Raw genomic sequence first — 16,026 nt, forward strand, 5'->3', positions numbered from 1 at the left:
TCGTTAGGTGGCGTGCGGTGCGACGGGTTCATTTATTTTTATTCAGGGCATTGAGCAGGCAGGCCAGATGCAAGGCGACGCGGCCGCTGTTGTAGGTTGGCAGCAGGTGGGTGAAAGGGATCTCGATGATGCGGTTCTCGCGCACCGCGCGCAGTTGCGAGAGCACCGGGTCGTGGGTCAACAGGTAGCGTTTGCGAGCGGCTGGCGACCAGTCGGCGTCGGCTAGCAGGATTATGTCGGGGTCGCTGGCCAGCAGGGTTTCGCTGTTCACGGTCACTCGATAGAGGTTGATGTCGGCAAACACATTGCGTGCACCGGCAGCGGCCAGCAGCTGGGTGACAAAGCCACGTCGACCTTCGCTGTCGAGACCTTTGACTTCGCTGTCGAGATAGAACACGGACAACGGTTTACCTGCACCGGCCAAGGCTCGGGCGCTGGCAATGTCCTTTTCCATGGAGTCGATCAATGCTTGGGCTTTTTGCTGCTGGTGCAGCAGCTTGCCCAAGGTCAGCAAGTCATTGCGCACATGCGCGAAATAATCCAGCGAGTGCCCGTTGCAGGCGGATTCCAGCAGATACGAACCCACGCCATTGCGCGCAAGCCCCGAGCGCGAGGTCACCCCGTCGCCGAACGCCGTGGCAAAACCGCCGATCACCAGATCCGGCTTCGCAGCGTAAAGCACTTCGCTGGCCGGGTACTGCCGCGCGATTACCGGTACGCCGAAATACTCGGCTTGGCGCTGACCGGCACCGGTGTCATCCAGATACGCCACGCCGACCAGCGCTGGCCCGGCACCCAGTGCGAGGACGAGATCGGCCGCATGCTGATTGAGCGCGACGATGCGCGAAGATTGATCGGCGCTCCATTCTTCGCCGCAATTGCGGTAACTGTCGGCGAGTACAGGCATTGAGCAGAGCAGGGCGCCAAGTACGTACAGAATCGATCTCATGTCTGCGCCTTGATCAGCAAATCCGCAACCACTTCACCGCCCACCAGATGCCCCTCGACCAGCCGCTGCACATCTTCATGGCTGCGCACGCCATACCAGCAGCGCTCCGGATACACCGTTACAATCGGCCCCAGATTGCACGGAAACTGGCAGTGCGTACGCGTCAGCAAGACGCCATCCGGCGTCTCGATGCGATCGTGCGCGAGCAAATGCCGGCGCAGGGTTTTCCATAATTGCAAGGCGCCGCGCTGGGTGCAACGCGGGCCGGTGCAGAGGAATACATGGCGCGCATGCTCGGGCACATTTGACCAGTCCGGGTGCGTGTCGACGCCGTCGACGGTTTTGATTTCACTCATCAGAAGCGGTACGTGTAGCGCACTTCGGAGGTGAACGGCCGGCCGAGGTTGTCGACGTTGCTCGAACGGCTGGTGACGTAATCGCGGTCGAACAGGTTTTCCACCAGCAGGCTCACGCGGTGCTGATGAGCGTTGTCGAGGTAGCGATAAGCGTCGGCGTCGACCACGGAATAGTTACCGTACTCGACTTGCTTCGAGCTTTTGATGTCGCGGATATAGCGGATCGCACCGCCGGCGCCCCACAGACGGTTTTCCGATTCATAGCCAAGCCGCGAGCGGGCGAAGAAGCTCGGGATATCGTTGAGGGTTACACCGCTGCGCGATTCGGTGAGGTTGCGGGTCATGTCCGCTTGCAGGCTCCACTGATCGTTGAGCGCGAGTTTGGCGTCGGCCTCGAAACCGCGCATACGCACCTGGCCTTCACCGTTGACCCATTGAATGTCGTCGAGGGTGATCAAGTCGTCGATCTTGCGTTTGAACAGGGTCACGCTGGCGCTGAATTCGCGGTCGAGCAGAAAGCCTTTGTAGTCGACACCCAGCTCCGCATTGCGGCTTTTTTCCGGCTTCAGGTTGCGATTGCCGATCTCGTCGCCCGGTTCATTGACGAACAGCTGCTCGGCGTTCGGCAGTTTGTAGGCGCTGCCGTACTGACCGCGCACCGACCAATTGTCATTGAGGTCATACAGCGAAGTGAGCATGCCGACGGTGGCACCATCGCCACCGCTCATGGCTTCGTGACGCACACCGATGCTCGGGTGCCAGTCGGGCAGGGCGTCGATCTGCGGGCGCAGTTGCGTGTAGAAAGCGTGGGCTTCGGCCTTGTCGTTATCGATGATCAACACATCATCCTGGCCCTTGAACCATTGATTGTCGGTGCCAAACACCAGTACATGATCGCCGGGCAATTCAGCCTTGCCTTCGGCCTGCACACCCCAATCGGTGAAGCCCCAATAGTCATTGTGGTTGATGACCTTGGTGCCGCCGCCGGCGACGTTGTTGACACGCGTGTAGCGGGTGTCCCAGTCGTTGATATGGCCTTTGACGAAGTAGCTCAGACGCTCGTTGATGTCCTGTTCGAACGTCGCTGTGGCGATCTGCTGCACGCGGTCGTTAGTGGTCTTGTGGTTGTCGACCGGGCGGGCGAAATCGAGGTTGGCGTCGGCGTATTGGTAAAACAGCTCCAGCCGCGAATCATCGTCGAACGACTGAATCGCCTTGCCGCCGAACGTGGTGACTTCGTAAGCGCGATCCTTGCCGGAATCGTTTTTCATGTCGCGGTTGCGATAGGGCTGGTAACCGTCGGAGACGTTGTGACTGACGTACGCCAACAAACCGAGGTCGCCGAAGCCGTTAGTGAAGATATTCTCGACGCGGGCGTCTTCGGTGGTGCCGCCAAAGCTGTCGACGCCTAGATTCACTTCGCCGGCGGCTTTGCGCGATTGCGGGCTGCGGGTGACGATGTTGATCACACCGGACACGGCCTGGGTGCCGAACAACAGGCTCTGCCCACCCTTGAGCACTTCGATGCGTTCGATGGCGTTGGCCGGCAGGGTGTCCAGATAGAGGCCGCCGTACAGGCGATTGTTCAGGCGCACGCCGTCGAGCAGGATCAGCGTGTCGTCGTTGCGCCCGCCGAGCAGCGAATAGGTGCCGTAGTCGAAAGGGCCGTTTTTCGGCGCCACATACAAGCCTGGAATGAACATCTGCATCACGCGGCTGACATCGGCGCTGGGGCCGGCGCGTTCGATCTGTTCGCGGCTGACGATTTCGACCTTGCTGCCGAATCTGGCCATGTCGGCGACGGTGGTGGACTCCACCGACGGTGCGGAAACGATTTGCTGATGGAGTTCCAGTGGCGTGTCATCCGCCAGCAGCACAGGGCTTAACAGGCAGCCGAACAAGAACGTTGGAGCCGAGGTGTTGAAAGGTCGAATCATTGTCTTCTCGAAAAGGATCTTCGCAGAAGAGCATGCAAGAGAAGGCATCGCGCACAGCCAATACCGGCCCATGCCCGCCCACCGCAGGATTTTGCCAAACGAAATTCCAGGCCGGTCTCCGGGCTCGCGCGTATCGAGGTTTTCACCTTCCCATGGCCGTCTGGCCACAGTGGTGTATTGAAAACATCACGCGCATACCGTTGCGGGGGCAGCACCGGACTTGTTCGAAAAGAACGTACCGGTTTCCCGTTTCACCCCATGCACGGCGGCATGGGACACCTGAAACTGGCCGGCATCTGAACATTCGAGGAGCGTCTCGTCAATGTGGCAACCAACGGGGGGGAGCTATTGGATGCGTTCCAGAGCGACAAACTGGCCACTCAACCACGCATAAAGCTGAGACACCGCCGGGGTGATCTGCTTGCGATGCGGGCACACCAGACTCAACGGTGAGGCATTGCCGGGAAAATCCTTCAGTAGCACGACCAGTCGCCCTGCGATCACGTCTGCACTGACGTCCAGCCAGGATTTGTTGGCGATGCCTTCGCCGCTCAACGCCCAGCGGCGCACGATGTCGGCGTCGTCGCTGAACATCGGTCCCGAGACCTGGATCGTTTCACTGCCCAGGCTCCACTTGTCGTAGATCCGGCCGCCTTGCTGGTAGAGCAGGCAAGCGTGGTTGTGCAGATCATCCGGCGTTTGCGGGTATCCGTGGCGCTCCACGTATTCCGGTGCGGCGACCAGCACCCGCCGGTTCCACGGTGCCAGCGGCAGCGCCACGTAGTTGGCATCTTCATTCGAGCCGTATCGAATCGCCACGTCTACCGGGTCACGAAACAAGTCGGCCATCTGGTCCGACAGGGAAAAGCGCAAGGTCAGTTCCGGGTGCTGGCGGCGAAACAGTGTGAGCCACGGCAGCAAAATGTTGCGCCCCAGATCGGACGGCGCCGTCACTTGCAACACGCCGCGCAACGTGGCGTTTTCACCGCGCAGGTTTTCCTTGCCTTGCTTGAGCGCCTCCAGCACCGAGTGGGCAGTGGGCAAGTATTGCTCGCCCTCGGCGGTTAATCGCAGGCTGCGGGTGGTGCGCGCAAACAGGCGCACGTCCAGCTCACGCTCCAGACGCTTGATCGCCGCGGCAACCTGACCGGGCAATAAATCCGCCTCATGGGCGGCAGCTGTGAAGCTGCCCAGCGCGGCGCTGCGGGTGAACAAACCAAGATCATCGATGCGGATCATTTTCACTCCTGCAGTGAAAGTGTTGGCGCATTCTGCTGGTTTTTCTTTGTGCTTGGGAAGTCGAAGATGGCGGCAAGCGAGCACATCAGCTCTTCAGACAGCGAGTTTCCATGAAAGCCATCACCTTCACCCAACACGCTTTGCCCATTGAAGATCCGCAATCGTTGCAGGACATCGACCTTCCGGTGCCAACTCCCGGCCCCCGGGATTTGCTCGTAGAAGTTCGTGCGGTGTCGGTCAATCCGGTCGATACCAAAGTACGCGCCGGCACTTTCACCAAAGAACCGAAAATCCTCGGCTGGGATGCCGCCGGCATCGTCCGCGAGGTCGGGACTGAAGTGACGCTGTTTCAGCCTGGCGACGAAGTGTTCTACGCAGGCTCCCTTGCCCGCACCGGCAGTTATAGCGAATTTCACCTGGTGGACGAGCGAATCGTCGGGCACAAACCGCGTTCGTTAAGTGCTGCGGATGCCGCGGCATTGCCGTTGACCTCGATCACCGCCTGGGAGCTGTTGTTTGACCGTCTCGGTGTCACCGAAGGTTCAGGGCAGGGCAAGTGTCTGTTGATCACGGGGGCAGCGGGCGGCGTCGGTTCGATGCTGGTGCAATTGGCCCGACAGTTGACGCGGCTGACCGTCATCGGCACCGCCTCACGGCAGGAAACGGCTGACTGGGTCCGGCAATTGGGCGCGCATCACGTCATCGATCACAGTCAGCCGCTGCTCGCACAGTTGCAGGCACTGGGCATCGACGAGGTCAGCCATGTCGCCAGCCTGACCCATACCGAGGAGCATTTTGCGCAGCTGATTGAAGTGCTCCAACCACAAGGGCGTCTGGGCGTGATCGACGATCCTGAAAGCCTCGACGTAATGCCGCTCAAGCGCAAGTCGCTGTCGCTGCACTGGGAGCTGATGTTCACCCGTTCGCTGTACGAAACCCCGGACATGATTGAGCAGCATCACCTGCTCAATCGCGTCAGCGATCTGATTGACCAGGGCATTTTGAAAACGACCGTCGGTGAACATTTTGGCGCGATCAACGCGGCAAACATGCGCCGTGCCCATGCCTTGGTCGAGAGCGGCAAGGCCCGAGGCAAACTGGTACTCGAAGGTTTCTGATTTCACTCATTCAGACGGGCCGGCACGCGGGCCGGTCAGGAGCAGCTCATGCGTATGAAAAAGCTTTCTGCTGCATTGGTCATGGTCATGGCAGCGCCGTTCGCCCATGCAATCAGCGCCGTGCCGTTGCCGGCCAATGCCCCCGCCGACCGATCCTTCGGCAAGCTCGAACAGGTCCATGCGTTCTACGACGCGATGCCCACCGGCGTGACCGTCACCGAGACCGGGCGCATCTTCGTCAACTTCCCGCGTTGGGGCGACAACGTGCCGTTCACCGTGGGCGAGATCCGCGACGGCAAAGTCGTGGCTTACCCGAACGCGGCGATCAATCAGGAAAACCTCAACGATCCCAGTGATGGTCTGATCAGCGTACAGAGCGTGGTGGCCGACGGGCGGGGTCGTGTCTGGTTGCTCGATACCGCCGCGCCGGGTTTCGCAGACCCAAAACCCAAAGGCGCGAAGCTGATCGCGGTGGATCTGGTCAGCAACAAGATCGTCAAGCGCCTGGTGTTCCCGGACAACGTCATGTTGCCGAGCACCTACGTCAACGACATGCGTTTCGACTTTCGCACAGGCCCGGAGGGAACGGTCTATCTCACTGACTCGTCCCTGCGCGGACCGGGCGCGATCATCGTCATGGACATCGCCAGCGGCAGTGCCATGCGCCGCTTGAGCGGTGTGCCGGCGACCTCGGTTGACCCGACCTTTGTCCCGGTGGTTGAAGGCCTGCCACTCACCGTTGAAGGTCCGGACGGCAAGCGCAAACCGCTGGGCGTGGCCTCGGACGGCATCGCGCTGTCGGCGGACGGCAAGACACTGTATTTCACACCGCTGTCGAGTCGGCACCTGTATTCGGTGTCCACCGCGTTGCTGCGTGATGCCAACTTCAGTGAACAGCAACTGACGGCCGCCGTGCAGGATCTGGGGGAGAAGGGCGCGTCCGATGGTCTGGAGGCTGACGCCGCCGGCGCCGTCTATGCCGGCGATTACGAGCACAACTCGATCCGCAAGCGTCTGCCGGACGGCCAATGGCAAACGCTGGTCCACGACCCGCGCGTGCTCTGGCCAGACACATTGTCGATTGGCCCCGACGGCTATCTGTATTTCATCGCCAACCAGTTGCACCGCCAGGCGGCATTCCGTTCCGGGCAGGATCAGCGGCAAAAACCTTACAGCCTGATGCGTCTGAAGATCGACGCAGCGCCGGCGCCGACGCGCTGATTTCCAAGCGGCATTGAGTTCTACGTTTTCACTTTTCAGATCAGGAGTTCAATCATGGATCTCGTTTCTCTGGCCAAGCGCCGTTTCACCACAAAAGTTTTCGATGCCGAGCGCAAGATTCCCAGGCACACACTGGAGTTGCTGCTGGAACAACTGCGCAACAGCCCGTCGTCGGTCAACTCCCAGCCTTGGCATTTCGTGGTTGCCGAGAGTGATCAGAGCCGTGCGCGAATCGCCCACAGTACTCAGGGGCCGTTCAGCTTCAACCAGCCGAAAATACTCAACGCGTCGCACGTCATCGTCTTTTGCACTCGCACGCATCTGCCCGAGGAATACCTGCAAGCGTTGCTGGCTCAGGAAGCCATGGACGGGCGCTTTCACAATGCCGAGGCGCGAGCAGGGCAGGAGCGTGGGCGGCGCGGTTTTGTCGATCTGCATCGCTTCGATCAGAAAGACCTCCAGCACTGGATGGAAAAGCAGACCTACCTCGCGCTGGGCACATTGCTGCTGGGTGCCGCCTCGCTGGGTATCGACGCGACGCCGATGGAAGGTTTCGACAGCAAAGTCCTCGACAGTGAACTGGGCCTGCGCGAACAGGGCTTCACCAGTCTGGTCGTGGTGAGCCTGGGTTATCACAGCAGCGAAGACTTCAACGCAGGCCTGCCCAAGTCCCGCTTGCCGTCCCAGTCGCTGTTTACCTTTCTCTGAATGCAGCCGGTCCCAGGAGTATTGAAGATGAGCCAGTCCACAGAAACATTGATCTCGATTGCCGTGCTCAAGGCCAGGTCAGGCCAGGAACAGGCCTTGAAAGAAGGCTTGCTGGCGCTGGTTGAGCCGACACGCGCAGAGCCGGGCAATCTCGACTATGTGTTGTTTGAACTGCGCGACCAGCGCGGCACGTTCTACATGCGCGAGGCCTTCATGGATCAGGCGGCACTGGATGCGCATTTCGCCATGCCTTACTTCAAGCGCTTTGCCGCCGCGGCGGATGATCTGCTGGAAGAGCCGCTGCAACTGATATTTCTTGAGCACGTGTCGAACTGATCCAGTCGTCCATTCAACCTGTCAGGGTGTGCAGCCATGAAAGATACCGCGCAACGACCGACCCACGGAACGCCGGTTCACGAAGACATCGATGCCATTGAAACCAACGAGTGGCTGGAAGCCCTGGCAGGTGTCGCGAAAGTCGGCGGCAGACCGCGCGTGCGGTTCTTGCTGCTGCGACTGGCCGAGCAGGCCAGCCGTCTCGGCGTACAAACGACGGCGAGTGCGTATTCGCTGTACCAGAACACCATCGCGCTCGAACAGCAGCCGGTTTATCCCGGGGATCTGGTGATGGAGGAGCGCATCACCTCGATCATTCGCTGGAACGCCCTGGCCATGGTGGCGAAGGCGAACAAGGCCTATGGCGAATTGGGTGGTCACATCGCCAGTTACGCCTCGGCGGCGGAAATTTTCGAGGTCGGCTTCAATCACTTTTTCCGTGCGGACAGCGAAGCCGGGCGCGGTGATCTGGTTTACTTCCAGGCGCACTCTGCCCCCGGCGTGTACGCGCGGGCCTTTCTTGAAGGGCGTTTGCAGGCGTCGCAACTGGAGCGTTACCGGCAAGAAGTGAAGGGCGGCGGATTGTGTTCCTATCCGCATCCCTGGCTGATGCCCGACTTCTGGCAGTTTCCCACGGGCTCAATGGGTATTGGCCCGATCAATGCGATTTACCAGGCGCGGTTCCTGCGGTATTTGCAGCACCGTGGGATTGCCTCGACGGAGGGGCGGCATGTCTGGGGCGTCTTTGGTGATGGCGAGATGGACGAGCCGGAGTCCATCGCGGCGCTTTCGCTGGCAGCGCGGGAGAATCTCGACAACGTCACCTTCGTGATCAACTGCAATCTGCAGCGTCTCGACGGCCCCGTACGCGGCAACGGGCAAATCGTTCAGGAACTGGAGTCACTGTTCAGCGGCGCCGGCTGGAATGTGATCAAGGTGCTGTGGGGTTCGGACTGGGACCCATTGTTTGCCCGCGATGACGGCCATGCACTGTTGCGCCACTTCGCCGGGATGGTGGATGGCGAGTACCAGAATCTGGGGGCCAATGACGGTGCGTATAACCGCAGCCATTTCTTCGACCAGGATCCGCAGTTGCAGGCGTTGGTTGCAGACATGAGCCCGGAGCAGATCGACGCGTTGCGCCGGGGCGGTCACGACTTTCGTAAGTTGCATGCCGCGTTCGAGGCCGCGCGCAAGCACAAGGGCAGGCCGACCGTGGTGCTCGCCAAAACCAAGAAAGGTTTCGGCATGGGCCAGATCGGCGAGTCGCGCAACACCTCGCACCAGCAGAAAAAACTCGATATCGAGGTGCTCAAGGCATTCCGTGATCGTTTCGCCTTGCCGCTGGATGATGAGGCCGTGGCAGAAATGCGCTTCTACAAACCGGCTGACGACAGCCCCGAGTTGCGATACCTGCATCAGCAGCGACGGGCACTCGGTGGTTACTTGCCCAAGCGCAACGGTGTGGCTGCACCAATAGCCGTGCCACCGCTCGACAGCTATGGCCGTTTTGCGCTGAAGGCCGATGAGCGTGAAAACTCGACGACCATGGCGGTGGTGCGACTGTTTACCCATCTGATCAGGGACAAACAATTGGGGCCGCGCATTGTGCCGATAGTCGCCGATGAAGCGCGTACATTCGGCATGGCGAATCTGTTCCGGCAGATCGGGATTTATTCATCCGTCGGCCAGTTGTACGAGCCAGAAGATGCCGGCGCGCTGCTCTATTACAAGGAATCGACCGACGGGCAACTGCTCGAAGAAGGCATCACCGAAGCCGGCGCGATTTCTTCCTGGATCGCTGCGGCGACGTCCTACAGCGTCAATGGCGAGCCGATGTTGCCGTTCTACATTTACTACTCGATGTTCGGCTTTCAGCGCATTGGCGACCTGATCTGGGCAGCGGCCGACCAGCGCGCCAGAGGCTTTTTGATCGGCGCCACATCGGGGCGCACAACGCTGGCCGGTGAAGGACTGCAGCATCAGGACGGCTCCAGTCAATTGATCGCAGCCACTGTGCCCAACTGCCGCGCCTACGACCCGGCATTTGCCAGCGAGGCGGCGGTGATCATCGACCATGGCGCCCGGCGCATGCTGGAGCAGCAAGAGGATGAGTTCTATTACCTGACGGTAACCAACGAGAACTACGTTCAGGCCTCACTTGAACCAGACGAACACGCGGACGTGATTCGCGGCATGCGCCTCTATGCGCGCTATGGCGAGGGGGTATCGGCGGTTCGTTTACTGGGTTCGGGAGCGATTCTGCGCGAGGTGATTGCCGCCGCACATATGCTGGATCAAGAGTGGCAAGTCAGCAGCGAAGTGTGGAGCGTGACCAGCTTCTCCGAACTCGCCCGGGATGCCCGCGAGGTGCAGCGTCAGCAAGTGTTCGGCGGCGATGTCGAGTGCCAGAGTCACCTGCTGCATTGTCTGCCCGGTAACGCTCCAGTCGTGGCGGCCAGTGATTACGTGCGTGCCTATGCACAATTGGTGGTGCCGTATTTACAGGCGCCGTGCATCTGCCTGGGCACCGACGGATTTGGACGCAGCGACACACGTTCGGCGTTGCGCAGCTTCTTTGAAGTGGATCGCTATCACATCGTTTTGGCGGCGCTGGCTTCAGTCGATCCGCAGGCACATGCCGAGGCTCGGGCGAAATACGGCATCGACGCCGACGCCGAAGCCCCCTGGAACCGCTGAGCTTTCAGGTCGTGTGTTGCGTCTTTCATCAACTAACAATCGCGACGGCACACTTTGGCTGTCTGCTGCGCAAATGGATCGCGTCGGCTGGCGAACAACTGATCTGAATGGCCTGCTGACGTTCGGCCCTATATCCTTCCGGCCTGTTTGATGAAATGACTTAGGGAAGAATTGCATGCCGTTCAGGGTGATGGTGGTCGGGGGCTACGGAAATTTCGGCAGCATCGTGTGCAGACATCTGGCGCTGATGCCGGATATCGGGCTGGTGCTGTCGGGCCGTGATCCGCGCAAGTTGCAGCGCAAGCTCGATGAGCTCAACAGGCATTCGGGAAACGTCTGCGAAGGCTGGTGCGGCGATGCCATGGGGACGGAGTTCGAAGCCGCTTTGCGTGCGCTGAACATTCAGTTGGTCGTCCATACCGGCGGGCCGTTTCAGGGGCAAGCCTATGCTATTGCGCAGCGTTGCATCGATGCCGGCGTGAACTACTGCGACCTCGCGGACTGCCGCACCTTCGTCAACGGCATCGACGTGCTCGACGCGCGGGCGAAACAAGCGGGCGTGGCGATCCTCAGTGGTTGCAGTTCGGTGCCGACGCTGTCTTCCGCGATCATTGATGAGCAGCGCCAGCGCTTTTCGCGCATTGACTCGATCGAGCATGGCATTTCTTCCTCGGCAAAAATGCCCGGGCTGTCGACCATCGAAGGCGTACTCGCTTACGCCGGCAAACCGATCAAGCAACTCAAGAACGGCAAAGTCCATGAAGTGTCGGGCTGGCTGGACCTGACCCTGCGCAAGATGCCGCAGATGGGCACGCGATTGCTGGCCAACGTCGATGTCCCGGACATGGACATCTTCGCCGGTCGTTATGGTGCGCAAACCCTGAGCTTCAAGGCCGGCGCCGGTCTCAAGCTCGGCGGTATCGCCAACGGCTTGCTGGCGCAGGCGCTGAAAGTCGGGCTGGTGCGCGACCATGCCTTGTGGGCCGGCAGGCTGCATCGCCTGGGTATGCATTTCGAGCGATTCGGCGATGGCAAAAGTGCGATGTACATCGACGTGCAGGGCCTTGGTGTTGATGGCAAACCGCTGTCGATGACCGCGCAACTCACCGCTTTGAACGACAAAGGCCCAGAGATCCCCAGCTGCGCCGCCGTGGCCCTGGCCACGAAAATGGCCCAGGGTTACGTGCCAACCGCCGGTGCCAGACCGTGCGTGGGCGAAATCAGCGTCGCCGAGTACATGGCCGCGATCAACGACCCGGCCAACCTGAGCCTGGCCGTGCATTTCTCGGACGGGCAGCGCTGACATGCTCTACCTGTGCCTCAAGTACCTGCACATCATCGCCGCGATCTTCCTGTTCGGTTTAGGCATGGGCTCCTACCTCTACCTGATCGCCGCCAGCCGCACCGGCAATCCGTACGTGATCGCGCACGTCGCGCGCATGGTGGTGCGCTTCGACACCTGGATCACCACGCCGGCCGGGTTTGTGCAGATCATCACCGGTTATCTGCTGATGCGGCTTTCGGGGTTGTCGATGAGCACCGAGTGGGTGCTGACCTCGCTGATCGTCTTCTTCTGCGTCGGCTCGCTGTGGCTGCCGGTGTTGCTCCTGCAGAAGCGCCTGTATGTGATGGCGTCGAGTGCGAGCGAGGCGGGGACGGGGCTTGATGAGCAGTATCAAGCCGTTTACCGGAAGTGGTTCTGGATGGGCGTGCTCGGGTTTGCCGGGATGTTTGTCATCGTGCTGATGATGGTGACGAAGATGACGCCGGTGCAGTTGATTAGCTTTCTGGCGTAGTTATTTTCAGAAAGCGCTGTTGATGATCCGGGGTTGGCAGCAGGCAGGTGTCGTACTTGCCGAACAGTCGGTAGCGGTTCAGCGCGATGCGGTCGTAGGCCCAGTCGCGCAGGCCGCGCGGGAATACACGTAGCAGCCGCAATGGCTGCCAGCGGGCGGGTAGTTGGCTGATGACTTCGAAGAACGCGTCTGAACGTTCCCAATAGTGACGGTCACGGATTACCGCCATGGTGTCGAATTGATCGACTGGCAGGCCGGCCCACGCGAGCAAGGCTTGTCCCTCCGGCGACTGCACCGCTGCCAGACGCACGCGACGTTGATGATCATGGCGAATCAAAAAACGCGCCCAGCCGTTGCAGAGTTTGCACACGCCATCGAACAGGACCACGGATTCGCCGGGGTTGAGGAACGGGGCGGGGGTAGGGCGGGTTTTTGGCGTGGGCATGGGTTTTGTGTTCAAGACGTCGGGTGTTGCGATCATAGCGCCGCCAGCAGTGGTTCGCGAATGACCGCGCTCGCTTAGGCACATGAATGTGAGAGACAGACCACGTTCAGCAGCGTGATCCCTCGCCTGTTGAATGTCGCCGTCAAGCCGTTGCCTCACTTGCCCGAACGGCCCCCACTCGATCCTTGGAGCCGGCCCGAAGTTTATGCCGATACTTCAACGCTGGCCGCTCGACGCAGTAATACGAAACACCACTGAGCAAGAACGACAGCACCAACACCGTTGCAACCTTGGACCAATCGAATGAGGTGATCGGCCAGAGGCCGTGCAGGAAGTAAATCACCAGGAAGTGATTGAGGAATACGCCATAGCTGATGTTCCCGAGAAACTCGTCAATCCGGTGAAATTTGAGTGTTGTCAGCCCGTACACGGCAGGGATGCCCAGGGCAATGCCGGCGGCCACTTCGGCGTTGGACGGCCGACGTTCGATCCAGCCCATCATGATCGCTGCAAAGATCAATGCCGCTGCCACAGCGGTGCCTGCGGCGATTATTAATCCCTTGGCCTGCGGTTTGTAGAGGTAACTGCCGCACAGGAATATAAACAGCACGCCGGGCAACAAGCGGTAGCCGTAGTAGTCGGTGTTGACGAAACCCAGGCACGCGGGGATGAAGACCGCAACGGACAAGGCGAAAGCCACGCCCCGTGCTCGGTAGATGAGCAGGAACGGGATCACCAGATAAAAGCACATCTCAAGCCCGAGCGACCAGGCCGGAGGCAAAATCCACGATCCGCTCGCGCCGAACATATAGAAACCCAACGGCACGATCGCCAGGCTGGCTGCGATGTTTCTGAAGGTCAATTCGGCCCATTGCGGCGTGCCAGGCAGGAGGAAATAGATCACCGCACAAGAGAGGATGAAGTAGAACAGGAATTGCGGGTAAAGGCGCAGGGCGCGGTCCAGGTAGAACCGGCCAACTTTCTCGGGCGCCTGGTAGTTGCGCTCGATCAGTGAGGTCATCACAAAACCACTGATGAGCAGGAAAGAAATCACCGCCACCACGCCCGGGTTGAACCCCATGAACATCTTGCCCATATGCGAAACAGCGACCAGCACGGCCAACAACAGACGATAGGCTCCCACGTGTATCCCCAAACGACCTTGTAGTTATGGCGGGTAAATTACGATGGTTTATGGGTGGATAACAGGTTTTTCTCTGCGTTCAGGGTTAAAGGATTTCAGCGGCCGATCACCTCGGGAGGCTAGGCCAGTCGCCATTGACCTTATCGTTGCGTGACGAATATCAGCTCAGGCCAAATCTCACGCCACGCTTTGGATCTAATGCGGTCCAGGAACAGGGGGTATTTTTCGGATTTGAATCGATCGGTCGGCCGCACCACTCCTGAGAACAGGTCTTCCAGCCCCAGCGGTGCTGAAACTTCCACTTCACTGTGATGGTCAAGCCTGACAGCGACGGCCGTGGCAGTCTCGGGCCAGCAGGTCATTGCATCGGTCGTCGATTGATAAGGGGGATCGGCATTGCGCAGGTGCATTCGCGCCTGATTTTTTACAGACCAGTTCACTTCACTACACCGGCTCGACAGCTTTCTGACTAAAGCCGAATCCGTTTCTGTATTGGCACGTGCCGGGTCGAACCAGATGACATCGATATCATCTGGCAGCGCTGAAGGCTTGCGTTGATGCAGGTGATCCCATACCAGACTGCGCACGAAGCCGGCGGCAATCCAGCAGTCGGGCAAGTTCAGATCGCGAGCCATTCGCAGGATTTTCATCCTTGCAGGGTCGTGAGTAAGCAGGGCCTTTAGTTGTGCTACGTGCTTCATCGCGTGTTCCCTATTACATCCAGTCACTGCTTGGGAGCCAGCGTGGACATTGACTATTGTCTGCTTCCGGCCAGTAGCAGATATTCGACCTGGTGCCTCTACGATCCAGCCTACAGATCTCCACCTAGCGATTGCAGCTTTTATAGCTACGCTTGCCAGCATGAGACTGGTGCAAGTGCGCCAACTCCTTAATTGTCTGGCAAGGGAGCCAACAACCATGGATAGCACTCAGGGCGTTTATCCATCAGCGACCGTTCTGGTGGTCGACGATACCCCCGACAACCTGATGTTGATCGCCGAGTTGCTGAAGGACAAATATCGGGTCAAGGCCGCCAACAGCGGCGAAAAGGCCCTACGCCTTCTTCAGGCCGACCCGCTTCCCGATCTGATTCTGCTGGATATCATGATGCCGGGCCTGTCCGGTTATGACGTTGCCGAGCAGCTCAAGCTCGACGTTCGCATTCGCCATATACCGATCATTTTCCTCACCTCCATGACCGCCACGGAGGACGAGATTCGCGGCTTGAGCCTCGGGGCTGCGGATTACATCACCAAGCCGATCATCCCCCCGGTGCTCATGGCCAGGGTCGAGACCCAAATCAAGCTCAAGTCCGTTGCCGATTTCCTGCGCAATCAGAATGAGTTTCTGGAGCGGGAAGTGCAGCGCCGCACCCAGGAGGTGATCGCCATCCAGGATGTCACCATCCACGCCATGGCTTCGCTGGCCGAAACCCGTGACAACGAAACCGGCAACCATATTCGCCGTACCCAGCACTACATCAAGCGCCTGGCTGAACTGTTGCGCAACCACCCGCGCTTCCGGCACTTTCTCGACGAGGACAGCATCAAGCTGCTCTTCAAATCGGCACCGCTGCACGATATCGGCAAGATTGGCATTCCCGATCGCATCCTGCTCAAACCGGGACGGCTCACCGCTGAAGAATTCGAGATCATGAAGACCCACACCACATTGGGGCGTGACGCCATCCAGCACGCGGAGGATCAATTAGGCATAAACGTCGATTTCCTTCATTTGGCCAAGGAAATCGCCTACGGCCATCAGGAAAAGTGGGATGGCAGTGGCTATCCGCAAGGCGTGGCCGCCGACGATATCCCGATCAGCGCCAGGTTAATGGCCGTGGCAGATGTCTACGATGCGCTGATCAGCCGCCGCGTGTACAAACCCGGCATGCCTCACGAGCAGGCGGTGAAAATCATCCACGAAGGCCGGGGCTCGCATTTTGATCCGGACATCTGTGACGCGTTTCTCGCCAATGCCGAGCAGTTCCGCGCAATTGCCGAGCGATTTGCCGACAGCGACCAGGACACGGCCAGGCAGTTAGCACTGCTTGAGCAGATTGCCGATCGTCCCTGAA

Annotated in this window: 15 protein-coding genes and 1 riboswitch; of the genes, 8 read left to right on the forward strand and 7 right to left on the reverse strand. The window is 59.7% G+C overall.

What is annotated here, in order from left to right; genetic code table 11:
- Positions 1-28 precede the first annotated feature (28 nt).
- The 4 genes from CLU80_RS26835 to CLU80_RS26850 form a co-directional block, all read right to left on the reverse strand.
- On the reverse strand, positions 29-949 hold the full coding sequence (locus CLU80_RS26835) for an ABC transporter substrate-binding protein (protein ID WP_099758921.1): 921 nt from the start codon (positions 947-949) through the stop codon (positions 29-31).
- Positions 946-1,305 (reverse strand): (2Fe-2S) ferredoxin domain-containing protein, encoded by a 360-nt coding sequence (locus CLU80_RS26840; RefSeq protein ID WP_099758922.1) that lies wholly within the window; start codon positions 1,303-1,305, stop codon positions 946-948. Before CLU80_RS26840 ends, CLU80_RS26835 begins: the two co-directional genes overlap by 4 nt.
- Positions 1,305-3,242 (reverse strand): TonB-dependent receptor plug domain-containing protein, encoded by a 1,938-nt coding sequence (locus CLU80_RS26845; RefSeq protein ID WP_099758923.1) that lies wholly within the window; start codon positions 3,240-3,242, stop codon positions 1,305-1,307. Before CLU80_RS26845 ends, CLU80_RS26840 begins: the two co-directional genes overlap by 1 nt.
- A gap of 92 nt (positions 3,243-3,334) precedes the next feature.
- A riboswitch (cobalamin riboswitch) is annotated at positions 3,335-3,540 on the reverse strand.
- 47 nt (positions 3,541-3,587) lie between these two features.
- Positions 3,588-4,481, reverse strand: coding sequence for a LysR family transcriptional regulator (locus CLU80_RS26850; protein WP_093433378.1), 894 nt, complete (start codon positions 4,479-4,481; stop codon positions 3,588-3,590).
- A gap of 110 nt (positions 4,482-4,591) precedes the next feature.
- On the opposite strand from CLU80_RS26850, the gene CLU80_RS26855 reads away from it, so the two are divergent.
- The 7 genes from CLU80_RS26855 (at position 4,592) to CLU80_RS26885 (ending at position 12,360) form a co-directional block, all read left to right on the forward strand.
- Positions 4,592-5,599 (forward strand): zinc-binding alcohol dehydrogenase family protein, encoded by a 1,008-nt coding sequence (locus CLU80_RS26855; RefSeq protein ID WP_099758924.1) that lies wholly within the window; start codon positions 4,592-4,594, stop codon positions 5,597-5,599.
- Positions 5,600-5,647: 48 nt separating this feature from the next.
- On the forward strand, positions 5,648-6,820 hold the full coding sequence (locus tag CLU80_RS26860; RefSeq protein WP_099758925.1) for an L-dopachrome tautomerase-related protein: 1,173 nt from the start codon (positions 5,648-5,650) through the stop codon (positions 6,818-6,820).
- 54 nt (positions 6,821-6,874) lie between these two features.
- Positions 6,875-7,528, forward strand: a complete 654-nt coding sequence (gene nfsB, locus CLU80_RS26865; RefSeq protein ID WP_099758926.1) for an oxygen-insensitive NAD(P)H nitroreductase — start codon at positions 6,875-6,877, stop codon at positions 7,526-7,528.
- 27 nt (positions 7,529-7,555) lie between these two features.
- Positions 7,556-7,864, forward strand: coding sequence for a putative quinol monooxygenase (locus CLU80_RS26870; RefSeq protein ID WP_093433368.1), 309 nt, complete (start codon positions 7,556-7,558; stop codon positions 7,862-7,864).
- A gap of 36 nt (positions 7,865-7,900) precedes the next feature.
- Positions 7,901-10,564 carry an alpha-ketoglutarate dehydrogenase gene (gene mdeB, locus CLU80_RS26875; protein ID WP_099758927.1) on the forward strand — a complete coding sequence of 888 codons (2,664 nt, stop codon included), beginning with the start codon at positions 7,901-7,903 and terminating at the stop codon, positions 10,562-10,564.
- 175 nt (positions 10,565-10,739) lie between these two features.
- Positions 10,740-11,867: a saccharopine dehydrogenase family protein gene (locus tag CLU80_RS26880; protein ID WP_099758928.1), complete on the forward strand. Its 1,128-nt coding sequence runs from the start codon at positions 10,740-10,742 to the stop codon at positions 11,865-11,867.
- Position 11,868: 1 nt separating this feature from the next.
- Positions 11,869-12,360: a DUF2269 family protein gene (locus tag CLU80_RS26885; protein WP_099758929.1), complete on the forward strand. Its 492-nt coding sequence runs from the start codon at positions 11,869-11,871 to the stop codon at positions 12,358-12,360.
- Here the strand turns inward: CLU80_RS26885 and CLU80_RS26890 are convergent.
- The 3 genes from CLU80_RS26890 to CLU80_RS26900 form a co-directional block, all read right to left on the reverse strand.
- Entirely contained in the window at positions 12,344-12,805 is a 462-nt protein-coding gene (locus CLU80_RS26890; protein ID WP_093433359.1) for a thiol-disulfide oxidoreductase DCC family protein, read from the reverse strand. The genes CLU80_RS26885 and CLU80_RS26890 overlap by 17 nt on opposite strands.
- A gap of 142 nt (positions 12,806-12,947) precedes the next feature.
- The gene (locus CLU80_RS26895) at positions 12,948-13,949 is read right to left on the reverse strand and encodes an acyltransferase family protein (protein ID WP_099758930.1); all 1,002 of its coding nucleotides are present in this window, start codon (positions 13,947-13,949) and stop codon (positions 12,948-12,950) included.
- 140 nt (positions 13,950-14,089) lie between these two features.
- Complete coding sequence (locus CLU80_RS26900; RefSeq protein ID WP_099758931.1) at positions 14,090-14,650, reverse strand: nucleotidyltransferase family protein; 561 nt, start codon at positions 14,648-14,650, stop codon at positions 14,090-14,092.
- Between the two features lie 217 nt (positions 14,651-14,867).
- Between CLU80_RS26900 and CLU80_RS26905 the strand changes: the two genes are divergently transcribed.
- Positions 14,868-16,025 carry an HD-GYP domain-containing protein gene (locus CLU80_RS26905; protein WP_099758932.1) on the forward strand — a complete coding sequence of 386 codons (1,158 nt, stop codon included), beginning with the start codon at positions 14,868-14,870 and terminating at the stop codon, positions 16,023-16,025.
- Position 16,026 lies beyond the last annotated feature (1 nt).

This window comes from Pseudomonas sp. 29 (assembly GCF_002754355.1).
GTDB lineage: Bacteria > Pseudomonadota > Gammaproteobacteria > Pseudomonadales > Pseudomonadaceae > Aquipseudomonas > Aquipseudomonas neuropathica.